This is a genomic window from Pseudidiomarina gelatinasegens (assembly GCF_004025325.1).
Classification (GTDB): Bacteria; Pseudomonadota; Gammaproteobacteria; order Enterobacterales; family Alteromonadaceae; genus Pseudidiomarina; species Pseudidiomarina gelatinasegens.
Genome location: NZ_RSFE01000011.1, coordinates 1 through 23,939 on the forward strand (window position 1 = coordinate 1; position 23,939 = coordinate 23,939).

The 23,939-nt window shown below is 48.0% G+C and carries 24 protein-coding genes and 1 tRNA gene; 19 read left to right on the forward strand and 6 right to left on the reverse strand.

Annotation, left to right across the window (positions count from 1 at the left end):
• Positions 1–250: 250 nt before the first annotated feature.
• Both EGC76_RS11020 and EGC76_RS11025 read right to left on the reverse strand, forming a co-directional pair.
• A complete protein-coding gene (locus tag EGC76_RS11020) occupies positions 251–3,658 on the reverse strand; it encodes a translocation/assembly module TamB domain-containing protein (protein WP_128353062.1) in 3,408 nt (1,135 codons plus the stop codon).
• Positions 3,655–5,406, reverse strand: coding sequence for an autotransporter assembly complex protein TamA (locus EGC76_RS11025; RefSeq protein ID WP_128353063.1), 1,752 nt, complete (start codon positions 5,404–5,406; stop codon positions 3,655–3,657). The genes EGC76_RS11020 and EGC76_RS11025 overlap by 4 nt, the downstream gene beginning before the upstream one ends.
• A 178-nt stretch (positions 5,407–5,584) precedes the next feature.
• Between EGC76_RS11025 and EGC76_RS11030 the strand changes: the two genes are divergently transcribed.
• The 3 genes from EGC76_RS11030 to rimI all read left to right on the forward strand — a co-directional run bounded on the left by EGC76_RS11030 (position 5,585) and on the right by rimI (position 6,541).
• Positions 5,585–5,661 (forward strand) — tRNA-Trp (locus tag EGC76_RS11030).
• Positions 5,662–5,708: 47 nt separating this feature from the next.
• Complete coding sequence (locus EGC76_RS11035) at positions 5,709–6,080, forward strand: hypothetical protein (RefSeq protein ID WP_128353064.1); 372 nt, start codon at positions 5,709–5,711, stop codon at positions 6,078–6,080.
• Positions 6,077–6,541, forward strand: coding sequence for a ribosomal protein S18-alanine N-acetyltransferase (gene rimI, locus EGC76_RS11040; protein WP_128353065.1), 465 nt, complete (start codon positions 6,077–6,079; stop codon positions 6,539–6,541). The genes EGC76_RS11035 and rimI overlap by 4 nt, the downstream gene beginning before the upstream one ends.
• Here rimI and EGC76_RS11045 read toward each other — a convergent pair.
• Together EGC76_RS11045 and EGC76_RS11050 are read right to left on the reverse strand one after the other, a co-directional pair.
• Positions 6,538–6,855 carry an ArsR/SmtB family transcription factor gene (locus EGC76_RS11045; protein ID WP_128353066.1) on the reverse strand — a complete coding sequence of 106 codons (318 nt, stop codon included), beginning with the start codon at positions 6,853–6,855 and terminating at the stop codon, positions 6,538–6,540. The genes rimI and EGC76_RS11045 overlap by 4 nt on opposite strands.
• 13 nt (positions 6,856–6,868) lie before the next feature.
• Positions 6,869–7,084: a YgaP family membrane protein gene (locus EGC76_RS11050; RefSeq protein WP_128353067.1), complete on the reverse strand. Its 216-nt coding sequence runs from the start codon at positions 7,082–7,084 to the stop codon at positions 6,869–6,871.
• Positions 7,085–7,258: 174 nt separating this feature from the next.
• Between EGC76_RS11050 and EGC76_RS11055 the strand changes: the two genes are divergently transcribed.
• The 11 genes from EGC76_RS11055 to EGC76_RS11105 all read left to right on the forward strand — a co-directional run bounded on the left by EGC76_RS11055 (position 7,259) and on the right by EGC76_RS11105 (position 17,422).
• The gene (locus tag EGC76_RS11055; protein WP_128353068.1) at positions 7,259–7,681 is read left to right on the forward strand and encodes a cytidine deaminase; all 423 of its coding nucleotides are present in this window, start codon (positions 7,259–7,261) and stop codon (positions 7,679–7,681) included.
• Between the two features lie 5 nt (positions 7,682–7,686).
• Positions 7,687–8,454 (forward strand): deoxyribose-phosphate aldolase, encoded by a 768-nt coding sequence (gene deoC / locus EGC76_RS11060; RefSeq protein WP_128353069.1) that lies wholly within the window; start codon positions 7,687–7,689, stop codon positions 8,452–8,454.
• Positions 8,455–9,777, forward strand: a complete 1,323-nt coding sequence (gene deoA, locus EGC76_RS11065) for a thymidine phosphorylase (RefSeq protein ID WP_128353070.1) — start codon at positions 8,455–8,457, stop codon at positions 9,775–9,777. It abuts the gene before it with no gap.
• A 27-nt stretch (positions 9,778–9,804) separates the two neighbouring features.
• Positions 9,805–11,025, forward strand: a complete 1,221-nt coding sequence (locus tag EGC76_RS11070; protein WP_128353071.1) for a phosphopentomutase — start codon at positions 9,805–9,807, stop codon at positions 11,023–11,025.
• An 8-nt stretch (positions 11,026–11,033) separates the two neighbouring features.
• A complete protein-coding gene (gene deoD, locus EGC76_RS11075) occupies positions 11,034–11,738 on the forward strand; it encodes a purine-nucleoside phosphorylase (RefSeq protein ID WP_128353072.1) in 705 nt (234 codons plus the stop codon).
• A 180-nt stretch (positions 11,739–11,918) separates the two neighbouring features.
• Positions 11,919–12,314, forward strand: coding sequence for a c-type cytochrome (locus EGC76_RS11080; RefSeq protein ID WP_246013970.1), 396 nt, complete (start codon positions 11,919–11,921; stop codon positions 12,312–12,314).
• A 31-nt stretch (positions 12,315–12,345) separates the two neighbouring features.
• Positions 12,346–13,497 carry a multicopper oxidase domain-containing protein gene (locus tag EGC76_RS11085; protein ID WP_128353073.1) on the forward strand — a complete coding sequence of 384 codons (1,152 nt, stop codon included), beginning with the start codon at positions 12,346–12,348 and terminating at the stop codon, positions 13,495–13,497.
• 13 nt (positions 13,498–13,510) lie between these two features.
• Positions 13,511–14,251 carry a formylglycine-generating enzyme family protein gene (locus tag EGC76_RS11090; RefSeq protein ID WP_128353074.1) on the forward strand — a complete coding sequence of 247 codons (741 nt, stop codon included), beginning with the start codon at positions 13,511–13,513 and terminating at the stop codon, positions 14,249–14,251.
• Between the two features lie 6 nt (positions 14,252–14,257).
• Complete coding sequence (locus EGC76_RS11095) at positions 14,258–14,899, forward strand: SCO family protein (RefSeq protein WP_128353075.1); 642 nt, start codon at positions 14,258–14,260, stop codon at positions 14,897–14,899.
• 109 nt (positions 14,900–15,008) lie between these two features.
• Complete coding sequence (prfC, locus tag EGC76_RS11100) at positions 15,009–16,604, forward strand: peptide chain release factor 3 (RefSeq protein ID WP_128353076.1); 1,596 nt, start codon at positions 15,009–15,011, stop codon at positions 16,602–16,604.
• Positions 16,605–16,630: 26 nt separating this feature from the next.
• Positions 16,631–17,422, forward strand: a complete 792-nt coding sequence (locus EGC76_RS11105; protein WP_128353077.1) for a TatD family hydrolase — start codon at positions 16,631–16,633, stop codon at positions 17,420–17,422.
• Here the strand turns inward: EGC76_RS11105 and EGC76_RS11110 are convergent.
• Positions 17,402–17,863 carry a hypothetical protein gene (locus EGC76_RS11110; RefSeq protein ID WP_128353078.1) on the reverse strand — a complete coding sequence of 154 codons (462 nt, stop codon included), beginning with the start codon at positions 17,861–17,863 and terminating at the stop codon, positions 17,402–17,404. The two genes, EGC76_RS11105 and EGC76_RS11110, sit on opposite strands and share 21 nt — an antisense overlap.
• A gap of 178 nt (positions 17,864–18,041) precedes the next feature.
• Between EGC76_RS11110 and serB the strand changes: the two genes are divergently transcribed.
• The 5 genes from serB to EGC76_RS11135 are packed head-to-tail and all read left to right on the forward strand — an operon-like array spanning position 18,042 to position 22,515.
• Positions 18,042–18,716 carry a phosphoserine phosphatase SerB gene (gene serB / locus EGC76_RS11115; protein WP_128353079.1) on the forward strand — a complete coding sequence of 225 codons (675 nt, stop codon included), beginning with the start codon at positions 18,042–18,044 and terminating at the stop codon, positions 18,714–18,716.
• Positions 18,717–18,733: 17 nt separating this feature from the next.
• A complete protein-coding gene (gene radA / locus EGC76_RS11120) occupies positions 18,734–20,095 on the forward strand; it encodes a DNA repair protein RadA (protein WP_128353080.1) in 1,362 nt (453 codons plus the stop codon).
• Between the two features lie 2 nt (positions 20,096–20,097).
• Positions 20,098–20,826, forward strand: a complete 729-nt coding sequence (locus EGC76_RS11125) for an ABC transporter substrate-binding protein (RefSeq protein ID WP_128353081.1) — start codon at positions 20,098–20,100, stop codon at positions 20,824–20,826.
• Positions 20,823–21,782 carry a FecCD family ABC transporter permease gene (locus tag EGC76_RS11130; RefSeq protein ID WP_128353082.1) on the forward strand — a complete coding sequence of 320 codons (960 nt, stop codon included), beginning with the start codon at positions 20,823–20,825 and terminating at the stop codon, positions 21,780–21,782. The genes EGC76_RS11125 and EGC76_RS11130 overlap by 4 nt, the downstream gene beginning before the upstream one ends.
• On the forward strand, positions 21,775–22,515 hold the full coding sequence (locus EGC76_RS11135) for an ABC transporter ATP-binding protein (RefSeq protein WP_128353083.1): 741 nt from the start codon (positions 21,775–21,777) through the stop codon (positions 22,513–22,515). The genes EGC76_RS11130 and EGC76_RS11135 overlap by 8 nt, the downstream gene beginning before the upstream one ends.
• Here the strand turns inward: EGC76_RS11135 and EGC76_RS11140 are convergent.
• A complete protein-coding gene (locus tag EGC76_RS11140; protein WP_128353084.1) occupies positions 22,512–23,846 on the reverse strand; it encodes a S41 family peptidase in 1,335 nt (444 codons plus the stop codon). The two genes, EGC76_RS11135 and EGC76_RS11140, sit on opposite strands and share 4 nt — an antisense overlap.
• Positions 23,847–23,939: the final 93 nt, after the last annotated feature.

Below are 23,939 nucleotides of genomic sequence, written 5' to 3' on the forward strand. Positions count from 1 at the left end.
TCAGCGCCGATGGTAGTGTGGGGCTTCCCCATGTGAGAGTAGGACACCGCCAGGCTTTAAATACGACGAGACCCCGAGCTAATGCTCGGGGTTTTTTCGTTTTGGGAAAGCAAAAAGCGTGATTCGTGGTTCGTGCGTTCACTGCGTTCACTGTTCGTCCGTGCTCCGCACTGTTCGTTCCGAACAGAGAGGCGAAGCCGAACGCACGAACAGCGCAGCGTACGAACAACGAATAACGAATAACGCCTTCTCACTTTTCTATTGTATAGAAGATATCGCCGCCTTGAGATTGACCACTGGTTGTAGTCTCAATGATCAACTTCTCAGAGAGTAGATAGCGTATTAAGAAGCTATTGGTATTCTCAAATAAGCCCACGCCATACTTCACGTATAATCTTGGTGATAAGTACTTGCCCACGTAAAATGACGTATCGTTCGGGTTCATGGTGGAATCAATACCAAACTCATCAAACCCAAAGGTATCTTGTAAGGACTCTCCGAGTAAATCTGTTCCCTTAGACCCTAACAGTATCAGCGCTTGTAACTGCAAGTTCTCATTGCCAGTAGAACTCACTCCAGAACCTCGACCGAGTATTAAGTACGACAAAACTTCACTGTCAGGCATTGCTGGTGTTGAATACAGCCGGAAGTCTGGCTCTAAAAGTGTTCCACTAATTTGTGCGCCAACCGAAACCTGCTCTGTCGAGATAATATTTTCCTGTGCTCGAACAACCCGCAAATCCAAACCTGGATTAGCGATTGGCCCACCGCTATAAATTAAAGAACCGCGCTCAATTTCCAAGCGTTGGCCATACAACTCATAAAAACCTTTGGTCACCGAAACACCGCCGGTGGCTGTTAAAGCACGCGTTGGCGTTTCTGAAACTCGGAGGCTTCCAGCTAGTTCACCTTCAAAACCAAAACCAGTCACCTGAATTTTATCCCCCAAGGTTACCCTTACGTCGGCATATAAAGGATAAAGAGAATCGCTTTGTTGCGTTACAGGTTCGCCATTTTCAAATACTTTCACATCTGCAGAGGGCGTGGTTGCAATCTCGCTCAGTTCCGGTTGATCAATTACAGCGTACGGAATGAGCACTTCGCCCGTGATGTCGATACGCTGATCTTTTACACGGATATTGATATTTGGACTTACATCCACTGTGGCTGTTGGTAACTGAACAGCACGGAAGCTTTCGCCTTCAATTTGTAAATCAAGTTCAGTTGCCAGCGGCTGAACACTGCCTTTTATACTTATCCAGCCATCACCAGATTGCGCTTGGCCATCGAGCGTAATTGAAGCATCGACATTTGGCGTGTCAAAAGCCGCGATTCTGACATCGGTAAGCAGCAAACCACTTTGTGCAAAGCCAATCTCTTTTGCTGCAAGCTCAACGGAACCGGTTATTTCAGGTGCTTTGGCGTTGCCGCCAATAGTGATTAGGGCTAATGCTTGGGCCTCTTCATACCGTAAATCCGGCAATACCCACTGCAATACCGTTAGATCATGCAGCTCCATGATGATTTCACCTTGCAGCGCAGCAACATCGGTGAGATCACTGATAGTAATGTCGCCAATAACAAGACCACGGTCGTCCTCTAATTCAGCAGTAACTTCTGCTTTGATAGATTCGGTATTTCCGGCCCAGTTAATTCGCCAGTACTCAAATCGAGTGCTCACTTCTTCATCAAGTGCGAATAAAACAGTACGCTCACTACCGACATTACCTTCAGTGTGATCGAGCGTCCAAGTCTCTGTGTCATACACAATAGTGCTATTAAGAGTTGCGAGTCCCCAAATTCTTTCAGCCACCTCAGCAGACCTAAATCTGTTGAGTAATGCTAATGGCAGATTCGCACCATTTATTTGTGTGGTTTGCTTTGTGCCTTTAGATGCACTTGCTAAACACAGTTCAGCTGCTGCGGTTCTACCATCAGAAATAACGCAAAAATCCGTTACCGAAAAGGCAAGTGGCTGATTGACTGGTAAGTTAATTGTGGCTGGCTTATTGGTTTGCCATTGGCCAAAGTCGGGGTGATCGGCATTAAAATCTTTAACCTCTATTCGTAACGACTTATCAATTTGACCAACGACAGCTAATTCCACGTCCAGCGTTCCCGCCAAATAGTCGTTGTCATAAAGCGCCTCGAGGTTGGGTATCTTAACCAATGCGGATAGTGGTGATTCCTTCGTCATAGCGCCATCAAGCACAACCTCATTATCCATCCAAGAGATATTGAAATTATGGGCGCTCAGGCGATTGCTGAGGAAAGACAATTTACCGTTTGCAGATAGTTCGGGGTCACTGTAGCCAGCTAACTCAGGCGGGAAGGCACTGAGATTTTTTATATCGACCTCTGCGTTGAGTTCGGTTTGCCAGTTGGCCTGTGCAGAAAACTCGGTAGTAATTAATTTGGAAGTAATGGTAGCAACTTCAAAATCAACACTTTCTGCGCTTCCTCGGCCATAAAAATCGATATTAACTGACTGATTATCTGCGTAAGTACCCTGCGCTAAAAGCTTGTGCGTATAGGCTGCTAAGTTGCCGCGCACTTCGCCCACGGCCGATTCAAAATATACAGACTGCGGAACCAGTTCATTCGGAACTGCGAGGCGCTTCGCGGTGAGATTTAAATCGAACTCAACCTGCTCTGGCGCATTGGTAGCTTGCAGATAGTTTGAAACGACACCTTGTAGCTCAACAGCCCCCAGCTCTTCACCAATCTGGTTTAGCTCTAATCGCTCAATCATAATTTGCTGGTTGTCGACTGTTGCAAGGGCACTTGTCGAGCTATTGCTTAACCACTCATATAATGCTGAATCTTGCTCCAGGAACATCGGTAAGAAAGGCGCGACCGCTAGCTCACTGACCTCAACCTTGCCAAGCCAGCTAGGGTTTTCAAGCAAGTCCTTTATATCTATAGAAGCCGTTTGCTGCCGGGCATTGGCTGAAACGCTAAACGCGTTCTCGACACGTAAGTGTTTAACGTCGCCGACTAGTGTCGATTGACCAGACACCGCAGCGATCTGTGCACCTTTAATAGGGTCAGCCATGGACCACTGAGCGCTAAGCTGCAATGGGTATGTGCCAGATGTTTGAACTCGTCCAGAAACCGTTGCATCGATGGCTTCATAAGTTATTTGTAGGTCAGGTATGGAGAGTTGATCATCTTTCCATGCCAATCGCCCACTCAGGTCGGGGAGTGGAGTTGTCGTTTCTGGTGACGTGTACGCGCTGTTCGTGGCGCTGAACTGGTTAATCACCAGGTGAATTGGCAACTGAATATCTGGCAACGTAATTGGGGTATCAGTTGACTGAGGCGCAGCGGTACCGGTTGTTTTGAACAGCAGCTTGTCGGTGTAAACCTGCTCAAAAACCAATCTTTTTTCAATGAGCTCGGTCGGTTGCCAAGAGACTTTTACTGTATCCGCAGAGAGTTGCCAAAATTCGTTTTCTATCTCTAAACCGGTTAGTTCAAGTGAACTTAGTAGGTTCCCTTGTATGGCTGTGTACTTGATTTCAATATGCGTGAAACGCGTAGACTGGTCGATGATAAAGCGCGAGCCATTGGTGGTCATCAGCAAAGCCACAATGGCGCTTGGTATAACAACGAACAGAATCACAATGACCCAGGCGAGATATTTTACGAACTTCATAAGTCAGGCCCCAGCGTCAAGTGTAAACGCCATGGGTTACTTGGTTCGTCCATGGCCATAGCTAAATCTAACCGCACCGGACCGATGGGTGAGACCCAGCGAATACCAAAACCGACCGATTGTTTAAGCCGATCGTTCCAGTCCATCATACTGTTACCGATATCGGTAAAAAGGGCGACCCGCCAGTTTGATTTGAAGGCATAATCCACTTCAATAGAATTTGCAGTCATAAAGCGACCACCGACCACAACACCTTCATCATTGGTGGGACCTAGCTGTTGGTATGCGTAACCGCGGACACTATGATCACCACCGGCAAAAAAGCGCAATGTTGAACCCAACGCATCAAAATCATCTGTCTGTAACGCACCAACTTCACTTCGCATAAGCACACGCCATTCGTCGCTCAGTCGATGAACCCATTTCGCACTCAACTTCACCGAGGCAAAATTTGTATCCGCCAGAACATTCTCATGGGCGCCCTGTAGCATAATGGAGATACGGTATCCGTCATCGATGATGTTACGATTTGCTGGCAGGCTGGAGCTTTCGATAAGACTCCATTCAACCGAGGGAATAAGAAAGTTTGAACTGGTTGTAGGCTCGTCACCGAACGAAAAATCTTCGCGTTGATAGGCTAACTGGTACGTGCGATGCCAACGGTCATAATGTCTTATGTCTTTGAACGAGGCGCGGTATAACTTTGAGCGCTGCGCTTCAAAGGAGCGATCGGTTATCTCACCATTAAAACTATAAGAGTCTCGAGCCGGATCATTACCGGGAATTATATAACTTACATAGCCGGTATTTTGTACTTCAGATAAACGAATTACGCTACTCAGACGATGGCCACGATCATTCACCCAGCGCCGATCGAAGCCCATGGTAATCCGTGCGCCGGTATCAGTTCCATAACCGAGACCGACTTGATAACGGTCGCGCTTATTTGGCGATAGGGTTACATCAATAGGCACTTGATTGGTTGTTGCTTGATCCCATCGTGGCGACACTTCAACGGTACTAAAGTATTCACTTCCGGCTAAGTCAACTTGCAAATCAAGCAGTGCACGCGTGTTAAATGGTTCACCGCGTTGGTGATGGATGAAGCGTTCAAGCAAACTTTCATTAAGAAACGAACAGCAGAAAGAGGTTTCACCAAATAAATAACGCTCGCCTGACTCAAACACCAACGTCATATTCGCAATCTGCTTGTCGCGCTCTACTTTAATGCTGTGTGTCGAAAACTGGGCATCATAATAACCGCGCTCTGCTGCTAGGTTACGTAATCCGGATTTTAAGCTTTCATAGTCTTGATGGTTAAACGGTTGGCCGCGGTAGGGTAACCGTTCTTCAAGCAATTTTTGAAACGCGGCATCATATTGCGCGCTACCAGTAAGCTCAATATTTACATCACCATAGGTCGTTACGGGGCCAACCTCGACGGTATAGAGCACGGTCCACGTGTCGTCACCCTCAATAACTTCGCTCTTTACTTGGGCATTATAGAAACCATAGGGTTCTATGGCCGTTAGGAGTTCTTGCTCGCCTTTTCGCGCGAGATAACGCACTCGGAATATCGAAGGGACTGTTTGGCCCTCGAGTGCTTTGATACCAATGTAAGCTCTAGCATTCTGCAGCAGTTGCCCTTCGATTCCTTCAATTCGTACCGCCAGCTTTGCATCACTTGGCTCCCACGACGACTGCGCATAGCTCACTTGTAACAAGCACAGTGAGACTACTATTAACATTCCCTGAAAACAGCGACCGCAAACACCCATGAATTACCTTTCAAATAAGTATATACAAAAACAGCAGTATAGCACCCACCTCACCGTGAAGTGGTGAAAAATGCCGCAGTTAAGCGATAGAACATTACAAATAGCTTGCCAGAGAATGTTTGGCCAGTATAATTCAGACCTTGATTGCAGGGGTGTAGTTCCAATTGGTAGAACAGCGGTCTCCAAAACCGACGGTTGGGGGTTCGAATCCCTCCACCCCTGCCAGCTTTTTAATGCTTCCTTATCTTGAGCGTTTGGGCTAGGCTAATTGCATGACAGATCGAACGACTCCTCTTTTTAATAAATCACAACAAAATGCATTGGCAGCAATCGGTCTGCCGCTTTGGCATGAGCGCTCCATCAATGTGGATGTGCCGCCAAGACAGCATGAGCATTGTTATCGCTTGAGCAGTTGGTTAATCGTTACCGACAGTCCACTTCCCGTAAACCGCCCACAATGGCTGAATGATTTAGTTCACACGTTAGATCAGGAAAACTCTGGCGCGCTGGCTGAAACAGCGGCAAGTACTATCGAAAACTGGCCGAAAGAACGCATCATTTATTTAGCCTTAGAGTCTGGCAATGTATTTCCGGCTGCGGCTAAACGCGAAACGTGGAATCAGATAGTTAGCCGCTCGTTGTGACCTCAACACTCTCCATTTCACCTCTAGACTGGACACCAGCTGTTAGTAAAGTTGAAGCCTCAGCTGCTGCGTTACCTTGGTCGGAAATGAATTTAAGATCATGCTTTGAGGCTGATTACCAAAATTTTGGTATTTGGTCACAGGATGCACGCGAGCTGTACGCTTTTATCTTAGTTCATCAACCACTTGCTGATGAATGGACCATTATGAACATTGCTGTTGCACCGCAGGCGCAACGGCAAGGCTATGCGGAAGCGTTGGTTCGGCACGTATTGGCGAAAGCTGCGCGGCAGCCGGCGAAGGTTTTTCTAGAAGTGCGCTCAAGCAATAACGCAGCGCGAAAGTTATATCAGAAGGTAGGTTTTCAAGAGATTGGCTTACGCAAGAATTATTATCCAACCCTGAGTGACACGAAAGAGGACGCGATTGTGATGCTCTGGCACAAACCTACTGAGATTTAATTGGTATAAGTTGGGCAAAACTTACTGCGCAACAGCTGCATAAATCGCATGGTGTCTGGGTCATTAATGGAATAAAAAATAGTTTGAGCTTCTTTTCTGAATTTCACTAACCCTTGTTGACGCAATACAGCTAAATGCTGTGAGAATGCTGATGGGCTGAGCGGAAAATGCTGGTTTAATTGACCAACACTTTTCTCACCGCCGGCCAAATGACACAAAATTTGCAGGCGATGTTCGTTAGCGATTGAGCGCAAAAACGCTGCGGCATCTTGCGCTTCACCGGTTTGCATTTCAGCATCCATCAGCATGCTCATAACTATCTCTCTACTAGTGTGGTTGTGCGAGCTCGCGCTCAGTTTTCAATTTAAAAACTTTTTTAAGGAAAATACTGGCTGGACAGAAGCCAGTGAATGACTGCTGGAATAAATTAGCACCAACAAACACAGTTAACCAGACCCAATTTGGGTGAACCCATACGGTTAAGGCAACAGATAATAACACCATAAAGCCAGCAAAGGCAGTCAAAGCACGTTCTACACTCATGATATTCTCCGTAATTAAGAAGTTACTAAATTAGCATAGCTCTAAATCTTATAATCGCAAAGTGATTTGCATCATTAATTTAGTTGTTACTTAATTAAACTCCCCCATTTGGCGTACTTTAATTCGAAAGGCTAACGGAGTAAGCTTTACTGCCATACAAAAAGAAGATTCATTATGAGTAATAAGCACTCACAACTGCACGATCTGCACGTAACAGCAAAAGCGGCAGCAGCGCATGCACATGCACCTTATAGTCGCTTTAAAGTTGGCGCAGCGTTTGTCACGGATGCTGGTGAACTCATCACGGGCTGCAATGTAGAAAACGTTTCTTATGGTCTGTCAAACTGTGCCGAGCGCACTGCAATTTTTACTGCTGTTGCGCAGGGCGCCGATCTATCTAAAGTTAAGCAATTGGTCATCTATACACCGAGTGCGCAAGTGTACTCCCCCTGTGGCGCATGCCGGCAGGTAATGGCAGAGTTTTTTCAACCGGAAACGGAAGTTATATCAACCTGCGATACCGGCCAGCAAAGTTGGACCGTTGCGACGTTATTGCCGGACGCGTTTCACTTCGATATCGAAAAATACAGAGTTTAATTGTTATGGATATTTCACAGGCAGCGTTAAAGGCGCTTCACTTTACTGATCTTACTTCGTTAAACAACAACGACACACCGGAAGACATTAGCGCATTGTGTGCCGCTGCGGATACGCCTTTTGGTTCTCCCGCAGCAGTCTGCGTATTCCCTGAGATGGTTGTGTGGGCAAAGTGTGAATTGCAGCGGCTAAACTTGCCGCAAGTTAAGGTTGCGACGGTAACGAACTTTCCTTTCGGCAGTGAAGATATCGCGCGCGCCGTTGCTGAAACTGAACGCGCAGTTGCGTGCGGTGCCGATGAAGTAGACGTGGTATTTCCTTGGCGAGCATTGAAAGACGGTAATACTAAATGTGGCTTTGAGTTGGTATCGGCGTGCAAAGCCGCATGCGGCGATAGGGCGCAGCTTAAAGTGATTATCGAAAGTGGTGAACTGCAGACCAAAGATTTGATTCGTTCTGCGAGTGAGATAGCGATTTCAGCGGGTGCTGATTTCATTAAAACGTCAACGGGAAAAGTCCCAGTTAATGCAACGCTCGAAGCTGCAGAAGTTATGCTAACCGCTATCAAAGCTAGCGGGAAGAACTGCGGATTTAAAGCGGCAGGTGGCGTACGCACCGCCGATGAAGCAGCTGAATACCTAACTTTAGCGGCGTCTATAATGGGTAGCTCATGGGTTACGGCTGAGCACTTCCGCTTTGGTGCCAGCAGTTTATTGAAAAACCTGCTCGCGACCCTTGCAGGAAAGAATGTTGCGGCCAGCGAAGGATACTAAATGTTTTTACCACAAGAAATCATTCGAATTAAACGAGACGGTGGGGTGCTTACATCTGACAAAATTAGGTTCTTTGTTGAAGGGCTTACCAACAATTCCATTTCTGAAAGTCAGATATCCGCGCTCGCGATGGCGATATTTTTTCGCGGCATGACGGCAGATGAAACTGTTGCTTTAACCTTAGCAATGCGCGATTCCGGTACTGTGTTGAACTGGCAAGCCATGGATCTGGATGGGCCTGTTTTGGATAAACACTCAACCGGTGGCGTTGGGGATGTCGTAAGTTTAATGCTGGGGCCTATTATTGCAGCATGCGGCGGCTTTGTGCCGATGATTTCTGGACGTGGGCTAGGGCATACCGGCGGTACGCTTGATAAAATGGATTCAATACCCGGCTATCAGACACTGCCCGATCTTGAAACTTTTCGACGTGTGGTGAAACAAACAGGTGTTGCCATTATTGGCCAAACGGGTGATTTGGCGCCCGCCGATAAGCGCTTTTACGCTACGCGAGATATTACCGCGACCGTTGAGTCGATTCCGTTAATTACCGCTTCAATTCTGTCCAAAAAACTCGCAGCAGGTCTCGATGGGTTGGTACTTGATGTGAAAGTTGGTAATGGTGCGGTCATGCAGACTGAATCCGATGCCTCAGAGCTTGCAGAGAGTTTGGTTGCAGTGGCTAACGGTGCCGGTTTAGCAACGAGCGCTATCCTCACGGACATGAATGAAGTGTTGGCGGAGTCAGCCGGCAATGCCATTGAAGTGCATGAAGCGATTCGGTATTTAACCGGTGAGTATAGGGCGCCGCGGCTACACCAGGTGACCGTTGCATTATCAGCTGAAATGCTGGTGTTGGGCGGATTGGCTGAAGACTTTGAGCAAGCGCAAACTAAAGTTGAACAGGCTTTATCCAGTGGTGCAGCAGCAGAACGCTTTAGCCAAATGGTAGGGCAGTTAGGGGGGCCGAACGATTTACTTTCTAACTATCACCGTCACTTGCCGCTCGCTAAGGTGGCTAAACCTGTATTTGTGAACGCAACTGGGGTGATCACGAAGATTGACACACGTGCCGTGGGAATGGCTGTTGTTGCGCTAGGTGGTGGGCGCCAACGTAGCGCAGACACGTTAGATTTCGGTGTGGGGCTTGATGCAATTGTCGGCCTGGGTACGTATATAGACAATAAGACACCCGTCGCGATGCTTTATGCGCGCGACGAAGCAAGTTGGGAACATGCAGCGGAGCGCGTTCGCAATGCTGTGACAGTAGCAGCTGAACCGGTGGCGGCGAGTAAAGTCATCTACCGCTATATTCGTAAGTAGAATTGGCCCCGAACAGGACGACATAGTATGGCGCGTGCAATTATTGTGGTACTCGATTCATTTGGTATTGGTGCAGCAGCTGATGCCGACAAGTTTGGCGATGTTGGCGCTGATACCTTTGGTCATATCGCGCAGGAAGCTGCCGAAGGGCGTGCAGAAGTCGGGCGAACAGGCCCATTAAAGATACCGAACTTGATCCAGTTAGGTTTGGGTGAAGCTTATTATGGCGCAACCAATGAACAACCCCAAGGCATTGAGCCGGCGGCAGAGATAACCGGCCGCTTTGGCTGGGCGCAAGAATTGTCGTCGGGCAAAGATACCCCGTCCGGACACTGGGAAATGGCGGGTGTACCTGTGTTATTTGACTGGGGGTATTTTCTTGAGCCAGAGAATTCCTTTCCAGCTGCATTACTTGAAGCGATTGTTGCGCAAGCCAACCTGCCAGGCTACTTGGGTAATTGTCATGCTTCAGGAACCACGATTATCGCCGAACTGGGCGAGGAACACATTCGCACGGGTAAGCCAATTTTTTATACATCGGCCGATTCAGTGTTTCAGATAGCCTGTCATGAAGAAAGTTTTGGACTTGAGCGCTTGTACCGTCTATGCGAAGTAGCGCGAGATTTGCTTGAGCCATACAACATTGGGCGCGTTATTGCGCGTCCATTTACCGGAGCCGATGCCACCACCTTCAAACGTACCGGAAATCGCCGCGATTATGCGGTTCCACCGCCAGCACCCACGGTTTTGGATAAGCTTGTTGAAGCTGGTGGCGAAGTTATTAGTATTGGCAAGATTGCAGATATTTTTGCGCATCAAGGAATTACCAAGCAGCTAAAAGCAACCGGTATACCGGCTCTGGTGGAGACGACCCTAGCGCAGTTAAAAAATGCGCCTGAAAACAGTATTATATTCACCAATTTGGTTGATTTTGATAGTGACTACGGGCACCGCCGCGATGTAAGTGGTTACGCTGCTGCATTGGAGTTATTTGACCAACTGTTGCCACAACTCAAAACTGCGTTGCAACCCGATGATATATTGATACTTACCGCCGACCACGGTTGTGACCCGACGTGGCCCGGCACCGATCACACACGAGAGTACGTGCCGGTACTTGCAGTTGGCAGCAACGTTGAACCTGGCTCTATGGGCCGCAGGGAAACCTTCGCAGATATAGGTCAAACAGTGGCTGAATGGCTAAACCTGGCACCGCTCGATTATGGCAAAAGCTTTTTGACTGAGTAAATAGAATCATGACTACACCCCACATTAATGCAGCCAAAGATGCATTTGCACCAATTTGTTTGCTGCCGGGCGATCCCCTTCGTGCTGAATTTATTGCAAATTCATTTCTAACCGATGCCAAGCAAGTAACCAATGTACGCAATATGTTGGGGTTCACGGGTACCTACAAAGGAGTGCCGGTGTCTGTGATGGGTAGTGGTATGGGCATACCATCTTGCTCAATCTACGCTACTGAGTTGATCCGCTTTTATGGTGTTAAGCAACTCGTCCGCGTGGGCAGTTGCGGAGCAGTGCAACCGGATATCAATCTTCACGACATCATTTTAGCGCAGGGCGCCAGTACAGATTCAGGCGTAAATCGCCAGCGTTTTAGTGGCTTGGATTTTGCTGCGATTGCTGATTTTGGGCTGCTCAGAAAGGTGGCTGAGCAGGCAGAACAAACAAACCTTAAGGTGCGCGTCGGTAACGTGTTCTCGGCTGATCTTTTTTATCAGGACGATAGGTCACGGCTCGAGTTACTGCGTAAATATGGCATTCTCGGTGTGGAGATGGAAGCAGCTGGATTGTACGGTGTTGCAGCTGAACATGGTGTTGCTGCGCTGACAGTATTGACTGTTTCTGATCATATCGCGCGCGGCGAAGCCATGAGCTCAAGTGAACGCCAAATAGGTTTTCGTGACATGGTGCAATTGACCCTCGATGCCCTTATTTAATTGTTAAAAAAAACCTACCTTCAATAACTTTTTCTAAGTCGAAATCAAATTCTATCCTCCGGTAATAGAGGCTATAACCTGAAAGGGGTAGCTTCTAGTTACTCCCTCATATCACTCGTAAAACCGCGGGTTTCCGCTAATCTATGGTCATCAAATAAAGCTTCGGATAGGGGTATTAAGATGACTAAAGTTAATCAAATTAAATCAGGTATGTTTGTTGGTGCAGCTGCTGCGCTTGCATTGTTTAGCGGTGTTGCTCAAGCGGATGCGGGTGCTTCGGTTTATCAAAAGAATTGCATGGCATGCCATCAAGCAAATGGCCAAGGCATGGCAGCAGTATTCCCACCGCTAGCTGGCAACTCCAACATTGTCGATAAGCCAGCGTATGTTGCTGAAACAATCATTAAAGGTAAGTCAGGCAAAATCACCGTCGATGGCGCTGATTACAACGGCATGATGCCGCCCATGGGATACATGAGCGATGCAGACATAGCTGCAGTTGTTAATTATGTGAACGAGAAGTTTGCCGGCGGCAACAAGACTGTCACAGCTGAAGAAGTTAAAGCGGTTCGTTAATTAAGAATTAGTTATTACTTGGAGAAGTCTCATGAAAAACTTTGTTAAAACTGCAGTTGCAAGTGCGCTATTAGTCTCTATTGCCGGTTTACCAGCAATCGCTGATGCAAACGTTCCACTTAAGCATGACAGTGAATATGTAATTGACGGTAAAATCTACGGTATGCCAAAAGCTAAAATCTACCGTGAAGATTACAACGGCCCAGCAGTTGTTGGTGACTATGTGACTATGGTTCCACACCTTGCTGAACTTGATTATAAAGGCAATAAAGAACACGAAGTACGCATGGACGTGTTTTCACAAAAAGTAGAAGTAGCGCCAGGTGTTAGCTATAACGCATGGACATTTGGTGGCAGTGTTCCAGGCCCAGTACTCCACGTTCGTGAAGGTGACCGTGTTGTATTCAAAATGAAAAACCGTTCAACCGAAGAAGTGGTTATCACTAAGCCGTTTAAAGGTGCAGCGCCATACTACAATCAAGTTGCGCAAAACCAATTGCAAAAACATGAGCCTGTTGTAGCGCCAATGCCGCACTCAATGGACTTCCATAGCGGTACCGTAGCTGCTGACGATAAGTGGGCTACTATCGCCCCAGGCGAAACTATTGAGTTTGAATGGATTGCGAACTACGCAGGTACTTACATGTACCACTGCGGTACTTCAAGCGTGTTGATGCACACCGCTATGGGTCAATATGGTGCTGTTGTTGTATCACCAAAAGAAGGCTACCCAACTGACAAAGAAGTTGATCAAGAATACGTTATTGTTCAGTCAGAAATGTACCTATCAGAAATGGGTGACAGCTACATCTACGACCATTCAGCAGCGTTAGCACGTGACCCAAGCCACGTAGTATTTAACGGCCACGTATCAGCCCTAAGCGAAAACCCGCTGAAGTCTAATGCTGGTGACCGTGTACGTATTCACTTCTTAAATGCTGGTCCGTCAGGCACTTCAAGCTTCCACGTTATCGGTGCAATTTTCGACCGCGTGTGGGCTGAAGGCGACCCGCGTAACACTTGGTATGGCATGCAAACAGTACTGTTGGGCGCAAGTAGCAGCGCTACTGTAGAGTTTATCGTGCCAGAAGAAGGCGTGTACAAGTTAGTTGACCACGAATTTGCTGATGCTGAACGTGGTGCTGCTGGCGCTTTGTACGCGGGCCCTCGTAAAACTAAGTAATTGAGGTGATGAAATGACTAAGTGGCTGAGTGTTTTGAGTTTGTTGGTAGTAGCCAGCGTGAATGCGGACCCGGTAGTTATTCCAGCCGGCGAGTATAAGCCTGCCGTATTGTTGGACGAATCCGTTGATACAGTGGTTATGCCAGCATTCAAGCTCGACGCGACACCAGTCACTTATGCAGATTACTTGGTGTTTACACAAGCCAATAAGAAGTGGCGGCGAGATAATATCGCCGCCATCTTCCACGATGGTAACTATTTAAGCGATTGGCCAAACGCCGAATCGATTCCTGCGAAACGCACCGACTCAGCAATTACCCAAGTATCTTGGTTTGCTGCTCGCGCATATTGCTCGGCACAAGGTGGACGTTTACCAACACTGGATGAATGGGAATATGCCTCGAATTATCAATTGCAGCAACAAGGGCTAAGTGACAAAGCTTATGCGCAGTTGCTGTTTGGCCGACACAGCAATCCGACTGCCTACGCCCAGCAGTCAATCAAAAATGGCTCGGAACAATTGATGCATATGCATGATCGAGTCAACGAGTGGGTGGAAGATTTCCAGTTGTTGCTAACTAACGGTGATAACACTGATTTGTTAGCTGGCTCTTGCGGTGATAGCGCGCGGTTTATGGCTGACTTTGGCGATGCCAGCTATGCAACATTTTTCCGCTATCAGTCACGCAGTAATTATCGCGCCCAAAGCACAACCAGCACGCTAGGTTTCCGTTGTGCATATGACATGGAGTAAAGAACGATGAACAAATTAATTTTGGCACTCGCAGCTTTCTACTTGGTATCTGGGTCTGCATTTGCGCAAGATCACAGCCAACACAGCCATCATGATCACAAAAACCACACCACACTGGGTGCTGCCGAAGTAAGTCAGGATGATTCTATTTATCATCTAGATGGTAAGTGGCAGAGTCACACTGGTGAAACGTTAACCTTGGCTGATCTGCAGGGGCAGCCAGTTGTGATTTCAATGATCTACGGCAGTTGCACTACAGCGTGCCCAGTACTTGTGAATGATGCGCGTCGCGTTTTCGAAGCATTGCCTGAACAGTATCAGGCGCATGTGAAATTGGTCATGGTTAGCTTCGATCAAGACCGTGACACCCCAGCGGCACTCGCTGAATATGCCGATAAATATGGGCTTGGTGATGACGTTTGGACATTCTTGCATGGTGACGATAACAACATTCGTGCTTTGGCTACTTTGCTCGGTGTACGCTACCGCAAACGTTCAGATGGCGACTTTGACCACAGCAATCTTGTTACAGTCCTTGATACTCAAGGGCGTATTGTGCAGCGTACTGAAGGATTAAATCGCCCTATAGAGGACGCCGCAGCAGCTTTAATCAAAGTAATTGATGATAATCACTTGCTGCATCACTAAGTGACCTAAGCCAGAATTGAGTTAATCGTACAAAAGTGCCGCGAATTCGGTTAGAATTCGCGGCACTTTCGTATTCAATTCTGTTCCTTAAGGTTAAAAGAGTCAACGCATGTCAGAACTGGCTAAATCAATTGCAAAAGAAGTAGCAAAACGCCGCACTTTTGCGATCATTTCTCACCCGGATGCGGGTAAAACCACCATTACCGAGAAGGTATTGTTGCATGGACAAAAGTTACAGAAGGCCGGTACTGTAAAAGGAAAAAAATCAGGTCAGCATGCAAAGTCTGACTGGATGGAAATGGAGAAAGAGCGTGGCATCTCGGTTACGACCTCCGTGATGCAGTTTCCGTATCGTGGTGCCTTGGTCAATTTACTCGATACGCCCGGGCACGAAGATTTCTCTGAAGATACCTATCGAACCCTGACCGCGGTTGACTCGTGCTTAATGGTTATCGACGGCGCAAAAGGCGTTGAAGATAGAACCATTAAATTAATGGAAGTTACGCGCCTACGTGACACGCCGATCATTACCTTCATGAACAAACTTGATCGCGATATTCGCGACCCTATCGAGTTGCTCGATGAAGTTGAAAATGTACTCAATATAATGTGTGCCCCAATTACTTGGCCGATTGGTTCGGGTAAGAACTTCAAAGGGGTTTACCACCTTATTAACGATGAAATCATTTTCTACAAGACTGGCCAAGGTCACCGTATCCAAGAAGTTGATGTGATTAAGGGGCTGGATAATCCGGAACTGGACAAGCGCATTGGCGACTATGCAGACGAGTTGCGGATGCAAATAGAATTGGTAAAAGGTGCCTCGAACGATTTTGATTTAGAGATGTTTTTAGCTGGCGAATTAACCCCAGTTTATTTTGGTACCGCCTTAGGAAACTTTGGCGTTGACCATATGCTTGATGGGCTAGTTAGCTGGGCCCCGACACCACTGTCTCGCGAAACCGATAACGCAGAAGTTATTGAAGCAACGCATCCAGCGTTTTCTGGGTTTGTGTTTAAGATTCAGGCAAACATGGACCCGAAGCATCGCGACCGCGTGGCGTTTATGCGAATCGTGTCGGGTAAGTATGAAAAGGGCATGAAAATGCATCAGGTGCGCATTGGTAAAGATGTCCGCATTGCAGATGCGCTCACCTTTTTAGCTGGCGATCGTGAACACGTGGAAGAAGCTTATCCGGGTGACATCATCGGCTTACACAATCATGGCACCATTCAAATCGGTGACACGTTTACTGGGGGCGAAAAATTCAAGTTTAGCGGTATACCTAATTTTGCACCGGAGCTATTCCGCCGTATTCGCCTGAAAGACCCGTTGAAACAAAAGCAGTTATTAAAAGGCCTCGTGCAGCTCTCTGAAGAAGGTGCCGTGCAGGTGTTTCGCCCATTAAGCAATAATGATTTGATTGTCGGTGCTGTTGGTGTTCTGCAGTTTGATGTGGTTGTCCATCGTTTGAAATCTGAATATAACGTTGATGCTGTTTATGAGAGCATTAACGTAGCTACCGCGCGTTGGGTAAGCTGTTCGGATGCGAAGAAGCTTGATGATTTTCGTCGTAAGGCAGAATCAAACTTGGCGCTCGACGGTGGCGATAATCTTACTTACATTGCACCGACAATGGTTAACCTCAGTTTAGCCACGGAGCGCTATCCGGAGATTGTGTTTAGTCACACGCGCGAACATTAACTTCTTTAAAATGGTCGGAGGGCGTTATGAAATTATTTGATAGTCACTGTCATCTTGATTTCGACGCCTTCGCAATAGACCGTAAAGATGTTATTGCTCGCGCCTTAAATGCCGGTGTTCGCGCAATCTTTGTGCCTGGTGTTTCGCGTCAACAGAGCGTCAGCAACGCGCGTAGCGATAACCAATGGCCGGGCGATTGCGCTGGTGTACCGCTGCTGCAAGGTTTTGGGCTGCACCCGTATTTTATTCAGCAACATCATGACAATGACTTACAGTGGCTGGCGCAGCAGCTGGAAAGCAATCCCACTGCAGCTGTTGGTGAAATTGGTTTGGATGCTTGCTGCGAAGACTATGCAATTCAAACCCGATTATTTACCGCACAAGTAGATCTCGCCTGTGAGTTTCAACGCCCCGTTGTAATTCACCACCGTAAAACTCAGCCCGAATTACTGCGTGTACTTAAACAGGCGCGCAATAAACTACCTGAATACCCAGGTGTCATTCATGCTTTTAGTGGCAGTAAAGAGCAGGCCAATGCGTGGATAGAGCTTGGTTTTATGCTGGGTATTGGCGGCACTATTACCTATGACAGGGCCAGTAAAACGCGTGCAGCAGTGGCGCAAGCAAAGCTTTCGCACTTGCTGCTAGAAACGGATGCGCCGGATATGCCAATTTCAGGATATCAAGGCCAGCGCAATGAACCGGCTCACTGTAGCGACGTAGTGCGGGTGTTGGCGGAATTGCGGGAGGAATCAGCTGAGGAACTCGCCGTTGCAACCTGGAACAACGCGTGTCGTTTATTTGGTTGGCACGGCTGAGCGTCGGTAACGCCAGCGGTTGAACGTGATTGCGATAAATACACCGGCAATAATTGCAAAGAACAGCAAAAATTGACCATAAAAAGTCAAATAGGCATGGGTTTTTACGGGGGCTTGCAGCAACAACGCTTCATCTATGGTTAAGGTTAAGTAGCCGATTACCTGGGTTTCATTGGTGATTTCTTCCACCACGGTTAAAGCCTGTTGAACTTCATCGGTATCGCTTAGTGAAGTCGACTCTACAACGTTCTGGCCATAGCGGTTTTGAACTTGAGCGGAAGCAACAAACGGTTGCTGTTGTAGGTTATTCACCAACTCTTGCAAGTTCACTATTTGATCAGTTTCAAGCCAGTAGTGCGCTTCTGATGCGGCCTGTTCAGCTGTTAGGCTCACTAAGTTGTGGCTGTGCGCTTGAAACTCCTGCAAACTGGTTGTATGCATAGCAGTCCAGGACTGCTCAATGAGTAGTATGATAAGCACAGCTAGGCCCAACCGACGGCCACGCCGATAGACAAGTTTAAATAGGCTGTTAACATGAGTAGGGATTTTTATCATGGGTCAAATATACGTTGATATGTATGGGCTTCGCAACAAAATTAACGCCAGAGGCTAAAGCTTGATGCTTGATTTTTCTAAACCGGGACTTGCCATTTTTGACATGGATTCAACGCTAATAACCATTGAGTGCATTGATGAAATTGCCGCGATAGCGGGGTGCAAGAACGAAGTTAGCCTTATTACGGAACGTGCTATGCGCGGCGAACTGGACTTCGCAGAAAGTTTGAAGGCACGCGTGGCGGCATTGTGCGGCGTGCGACGCGCTCAGCTGGAGCAACTGTTTGACCCCATTCCATTCACACCAGGGGCGCAAGAATTGCTGCACTGGTTGCATCAAAAAGGCTGGAAAACAGCATTGGTTTCAGGTGGGTTCACGTGGTTTGCTGCATCGGTAAGCCAAACGCTCAAGCTTGATTTTTGCCTTGCTAATCGCTTGGTTTGGGACAATGACGTGCTAACCGGTGAGGTTGAAGAGCCTATTATTGATGCTCAAACAAAAGCCGAATGCCTTGTGCAATGGGCTCGTGCAATTGATGTACCGATCTCTCAAACGTTGGCTGTTGGCGATGGTGCGAACGACATTCCTATGCTGACCGCCGCCGGTTTTGGCGTTGCATTTTGTGCAAAACCGGCTTTGCGGGAGGTTGCAGACTTGGTCATTGACGAGCCGGATTTAATGGCCATCGTGCGTTATTTCGAACAACAAACAATAAACACCCAATCACAGGCTTTGTAGCTCAGGGAAAATTCGCTATGGCAAAAACAAAAACAACGTTTGTATGCAACGATTGCGGAGCAGACTTTGCGCGCTGGCTAGGGCAATGCCCTGAGTGCAAGGCGTGGAACACAATCACAGAGTTGCGCCTGGCGAGTGCTAAACCGACCGGCGCCGAACGGCGCGGCTATGCTGGCTCTACGCGTGCAACGGTGCAGACACTTAGCGATGTTAACCTCGAAGAGCTACCGCGGTTTAGTAGCAGTTTTGCAGAGTTTGATCGCGTGTTGGGCGGCGGCATTGTGCCGGGCTCGGCTATCCTGATAGGTGGATCGCCTGGGGCTGGTAAGAGTACTTTATTGTTGCAAACAATGTGTCGTTTAGCTGAAAACATGGCGGTGCTCTATGTAACGGGTGAAGAATCCTTGCAGCAGGTAGCGTTGCGCGCTCAGCGCCTAAATTTACCAACGAATAAGCTGCGAATGCTGGCTGAAACGTCCGTTGAAACCATCTGCGATTTAGCTGATAAAGAAAAGCCACGGGTAATGGTGATTGACTCCATTCAGGTGATGCATTTAGCAGATATTCAATCAGCGCCAGGCAGTGTTTCACAGGTTCGAGAGTGTGCGGCCTATTTAACTCGCTACGCGAAACAAAATGGGGTAGCGATTGTTATGGTTGGTCATGTAACCAAAGACGGTTCACTCGCGGGCCCTAAGGTACTGGAACATTGCATTGACTGCTCAATTCTTCTTGAGGGCGACACTGACTCACGGTTTCGTACGCTGCGCGGCCATAAAAACCGTTTTGGTCCTGCCAATGAATTGGGTGTATTCGCAATGACCGGTCAAGGGTTGAAGGAAGTCACTAATCCATCAGCAATATTTTTGCAGCGCGGTGAGCAACATGGCAGTGGCTCGGTGGTCATGGTTATTTGGGAAGGCACACGTCCGTTATTGGTGGAATTACAAGCATTGGTTGATGCGAGTCAGTTGGCGAACCCGCGGCGAGTTGCAGTGGGTATGGAAACCACCCGATTGGCTATGTTGCTCGCAGTACTTCACCGCCATGGTGGTTTACATATGTCCGACCAAGACGTATTCGTGAATGTGGTTGGTGGCGTTCGGGTTACCGAAACTGGGGCTGACTTAGCCTTGCTGTTGGCCATTGTCTCAAGCTTCCGTGAGAACGAGTTACCGAAAAACTTAATTGTATTTGGCGAAGTTGGGCTGTCGGGCGAAATTAGACCTGTGCCAAATGGACAAGCACGCCTGCATGAGGCTGCCAAACATGGTTTTACGCGAGCCATCGTGCCGTTTGGTAATAAGCCGAAAGAAGCGATAGAAGGTATGCAAGTTATCGGTGTTAAAAGTTTACAAGATGCTTTAGAGGCTATTTGACAGTGTTGCGAACACTTGGCCTGATTATGATGACCTGCATGATGAGTGCCAACGCATCTGCACAGCGCCTCGTATCGTTAAACCCTTGTTTCGATGCGTGGGTTCTGCAGTGGCTGCCAGCAGCTTGGGAGTTTGTGCCCAGCACCACCCATGGCAATCGGCTGGAACGTATTTTAGCGGCTCAACCGGATGCCGTTCTTTATGGTACCTACACCAATGCGCGCTTAGTTGCAGCGCTCGATGAGGCAACTCAGATTGTGCTGGTGGATGAACCGAATTCGTGGTCACAGTGGCAGCGGAGTTTGACGGCCGTCGGTGAAGCTCTGCAATTGGAAGATGAGCTTTCACGGTGGGCAGCCAAACAAGAACAGCGCATGTCGGTGGGGAAAAATTTTCAGCAAGACCTATTAATTATTATGCCGAACCAATATAGCTGGGGCGGGAGCAGTTTTATTGTTGATATGTTGCGTCACCATGGCGTTTCCGTAGACGTTGCTGATGAAGATGTTGCGCTGGTTCAAATACGCTTAGAGCAACTTATTCAGATGCAACCTCAACGTGTCGTTTTGGATGGCTTTGCAAGTGACTATGCGCGCGCAAACGACTGGCTTTGGCATAATGCTCTACAGCCATGGTTGCAGCAGCGGCAGGTGGTGCAGATACCGACAGAATTGAGTGGATGCCCGGCCCAGCGCGCCGATGACTATCTCAATAAGGTGACGCAACAATGACCGTACGGCTGTTAATTATCGCCACTTTGGCGCTGATGATTGGGGTTTGGCACCTTGGTAGCGGCGGTCAAAGCTGGTCGCTGATTCCGCAAAGTACACTTGATCACTACATTCTTGAACAAATCCGCGCGCCCCGTCTTATGCTGGCCCTGTTAAATGGAGTTGCTTTAGGTGTTGCCGGCAGCGTTTTGCAATTGCTGTTACGCAACCCTTTGGCAGAGCCAGGAATCACGGGTATCGCCGGAGGAGCGGCTGTGGCGACTGTGATAACTCTTTACTGGGGGGCAGTAAGCCCAGTGGTGTGGTGGTTGCCGTTTATTGGTATGGCAGGAGGGCTTATAACGCTTGCCCTTTTATGGCTTTTTGCGGGTTCTCAGCCACGTGGCATACGCATTATTTTGGTTGGGGTGGCACTTGCTGCAATTGCCGGCGCATTGATTGCTGTGGTGCTGAATTTGGCGCCCAACCCGTTTGCTTTTCAAGAGTGGGCGTTGTGGTTAATGGGGTCGGTGGCAAACCGAGGATGGGCTTATGTGTGGTTGATGATTCCGGCTGTGGTGTTAGCAGTTGCGTTATTGGTGAGTCAGCGCCGTTATCTGCAGGCACAAGTTTTCGATGAAGTAACCGTTCGGACATTAGGCTTTCACGAAGGGCGAAGTAAGTTCCTGTTATTGTTAGCGGTCGCGTTACTGGTATCAGCTTCGGTAGTAACCGCCGGAATTATTGGCTTTATTGGATTAGTCGCCCCCCATGTGGTTCGGCTACTGGGTGTTAACCGCCCGTTACCTCTTGTCATCTTCAGCGGTATTGTTGGCGGTGTTTTATTGGTTGCTGTAGACGCTTTGGTAAAATCTATGGATACCCGAGTTGAGTTACAGCTTGGTGTGGTTATTGCTTTATTAGGTGCTCCGTGGCTTCTGGTACTGCTGACAAAGCAGGAAAGTCGCGATGCTTAAATTGGACAATATTGCACACTCGGAGCGCCTTAAGCCATTAAGCTTTACCGCAGAAGCAGGGCAACTGATTGGTGTGATTGGTGCGAATGGGGCAGGTAAATCGACCCTGCTTAAAATTATGGCTGGGTTACTTAACGATGTATCAGGAGCGGCAACGTGGGCCGATCAGGATATGACGCGCTGGTCGGCAATCGAGCGCCGCCAATACCTTGCTTTTATTCCTCAGCAAACTCAATTTCAGGAGCCTGCAACGGTTGCCGACTTATTGCGAACCGCGCAAATTAATCTTCGTGCTGGCGCCAAAGAGTTAGCTCAGTGGCGTCAGTTAAGTATTGAGCAGTTCGAGCTTGAACCTCTTTTAGAGCGTGCGGTGACTGAGCTATCAGGTGGTGAACAGCGACGCGTGACATTGGCGTGTACACATGCCATGAACCGGCCGTTGTTAATTGCTGACGAGCCAACAGCCAGCTTGGATCTCAATTATCAGTTACTTACTATGGACTGGCTTAAAACAAGCAGTCAGCAAGGGAAACTGGTGTTTGTTGCGCTGCATGATCTGGCTTTGGCAGCGCAATATTGCGATCAAATTCTTCTTTTGCACCATGGTGCGCTGTTGGCACATGGCACGCCCAACCAAGTATTAACAGACGCTAACCTTGCCACTGCGTACAAGGTTAGCGTTGATTGGTTATGTAATCCAAAAGGTGTGGCTATGTTGCCGCGCCGCCTTTAATGTTCCTGACGCCATAACTCTGGCAATGTAAGTGGCCGTGATTCTAAGCGAACAGCATTCGTTGTGGCCGACTGACTGCGTTGTACAGTGTCTGCGCCCTTCGTGCTGGCCGGTTCGCATTGGCCAAATGTCATGTGATAAGCAGCAGCCTGCAACATCGGATCATCGGCAGAGCCCCAGTCACCTACAAGTACGTCACTGGCGGCACAGTTAGGTGCTAACCCGTCAAAGTAACGCCCTTCATCAAGCGCATTAACGGTTTCAAAGTTGACGACAAAAGCGCGTTTGTCACAGAGCGGTTCAGGAATTTGACCAACCGGTTTGCCACACGTTGGCCCGCCAACAACAACAACCTCAACGTATGGGTCAAGTGCATTAATGATCAGTTCCGACGAGGAACAGCTGGCCCGTGTTGTTAATACATAAACACGGTTCAGGTTTAACTGCTTGATGCCTTCATACAGTTGGAATTGCTCAATAAAGTTTGAGTCAGAATTATTGGCATTAAACAGATACTTGGTGAACACTTCGCCGATGACGTTATCACCTGCGCTTTGTGTCGCCGCTTGGTTGGCGAATCGCGTTAAGCCACCCCCGTTATAGCGAACATCGATAATCAGCTCATCGACGCCTGCAAATTGGTCGTAAGCCGAATTGAGGTCTTCACCGGTACGATTAATAAAGCTATTGAGTACGTAGTACCCGACATCTTTTCCGTCAACTGCAAAGCGATCAACAGCCAAAACGGTATTGGTTTCGACAATGTCCTTCGTTAAGACATCAGTAAAACTGGTTCCGGCTTGTTCCCGCCAGGTAATTTCAACGCTTACGCCAACGTCGCTGGCGCCAAGCTCCTCTTCGTAGCGGTTTTGCTCAAGCAAAGTTTGTACCGACACACCGTTAATGTGCGTGATTTCATCAGAGCGTTTCATACCCGCCACTGCGGCTGGCGATTCGGCGTAAACGTAATTAATAAAAACACGGTTATCGGTGGTGATTCGAGAGCTAAACCCAAGTCCGGCATACTCTGCATCCACAAAGCGGCTTTGGTATTCTTCTTCGGTTAAGATGAAACTGTAGCGATCTTCAGGAATGACCAAATCTTCAAGTAAGTCATACACATTGGAATAATTCGCCAGATTAATATTGGTCGGCAAATCTTCATTCCACAGGTAGTCGTCTTGCATGTAATCGTAAAACCGACTTACTTGGCCAGCGTTGCTGCACTGATCCACGATAGGTGTAAACTCTTCGCCACTATCACTTCCGCATCCCGCAAGAATAAAGCAGCTCGCTAGACTCGACAGTACAAACTTTTGATTTGTTTTCATTCTATCAATCTCTCTACAGGTAATATGTACGTTATTAAGATGACAGATTTTTACGCAAATCGCCAAACTTTCCCTAGTGACGCGGGTCACCAA

Coding starts and splice junctions, on each gene's coding strand:
- EGC76_RS11020 (WP_128353062.1), bottom strand. CDS start 3,658: ATGAAGTTCGTAAAATATCTCGCCTGGGTCATTGTGATTCTGTTCGTT.
- EGC76_RS11025 (WP_128353063.1), bottom strand. CDS start 5,406: ATGTTAATAGTAGTCTCACTGTGCTTGTTACAAGTGAGCTATGCGCAG.
- EGC76_RS11035 (WP_128353064.1), top strand. CDS start 5,709: ATGACAGATCGAACGACTCCTCTTTTTAATAAATCACAACAAAATGCA.
- EGC76_RS11045 (WP_128353066.1), bottom strand. CDS start 6,855: ATGAGCATGCTGATGGATGCTGAAATGCAAACCGGTGAAGCGCAAGAT.
- EGC76_RS11050 (WP_128353067.1), bottom strand. CDS start 7,084: ATGAGTGTAGAACGTGCTTTGACTGCCTTTGCTGGCTTTATGGTGTTA.
- EGC76_RS11055 (WP_128353068.1), top strand. CDS start 7,259: ATGAGTAATAAGCACTCACAACTGCACGATCTGCACGTAACAGCAAAA.
- deoC (WP_128353069.1), top strand. CDS start 7,687: ATGGATATTTCACAGGCAGCGTTAAAGGCGCTTCACTTTACTGATCTT.
- deoA (WP_128353070.1), top strand. CDS start 8,455: ATGTTTTTACCACAAGAAATCATTCGAATTAAACGAGACGGTGGGGTG.
- EGC76_RS11070 (WP_128353071.1), top strand. CDS start 9,805: ATGGCGCGTGCAATTATTGTGGTACTCGATTCATTTGGTATTGGTGCA.
- deoD (WP_128353072.1), top strand. CDS start 11,034: ATGACTACACCCCACATTAATGCAGCCAAAGATGCATTTGCACCAATT.
- EGC76_RS11080 (WP_246013970.1), top strand. CDS start 11,919: ATGACTAAAGTTAATCAAATTAAATCAGGTATGTTTGTTGGTGCAGCT.
- EGC76_RS11085 (WP_128353073.1), top strand. CDS start 12,346: ATGAAAAACTTTGTTAAAACTGCAGTTGCAAGTGCGCTATTAGTCTCT.
- EGC76_RS11090 (WP_128353074.1), top strand. CDS start 13,511: ATGACTAAGTGGCTGAGTGTTTTGAGTTTGTTGGTAGTAGCCAGCGTG.
- EGC76_RS11095 (WP_128353075.1), top strand. CDS start 14,258: ATGAACAAATTAATTTTGGCACTCGCAGCTTTCTACTTGGTATCTGGG.
- prfC (WP_128353076.1), top strand. CDS start 15,009: ATGTCAGAACTGGCTAAATCAATTGCAAAAGAAGTAGCAAAACGCCGC.
- EGC76_RS11105 (WP_128353077.1), top strand. CDS start 16,631: ATGAAATTATTTGATAGTCACTGTCATCTTGATTTCGACGCCTTCGCA.
- EGC76_RS11110 (WP_128353078.1), bottom strand. CDS start 17,863: ATGCATACAACCAGTTTGCAGGAGTTTCAAGCGCACAGCCACAACTTA.
- serB (WP_128353079.1), top strand. CDS start 18,042: ATGCTTGATTTTTCTAAACCGGGACTTGCCATTTTTGACATGGATTCA.
- radA (WP_128353080.1), top strand. CDS start 18,734: ATGGCAAAAACAAAAACAACGTTTGTATGCAACGATTGCGGAGCAGAC.
- EGC76_RS11130 (WP_128353082.1), top strand. CDS start 20,823: ATGACCGTACGGCTGTTAATTATCGCCACTTTGGCGCTGATGATTGGG.
- EGC76_RS11135 (WP_128353083.1), top strand. CDS start 21,775: ATGCTTAAATTGGACAATATTGCACACTCGGAGCGCCTTAAGCCATTA.
- EGC76_RS11140 (WP_128353084.1), bottom strand. CDS start 23,846: ATGAAAACAAATCAAAAGTTTGTACTGTCGAGTCTAGCGAGCTGCTTT.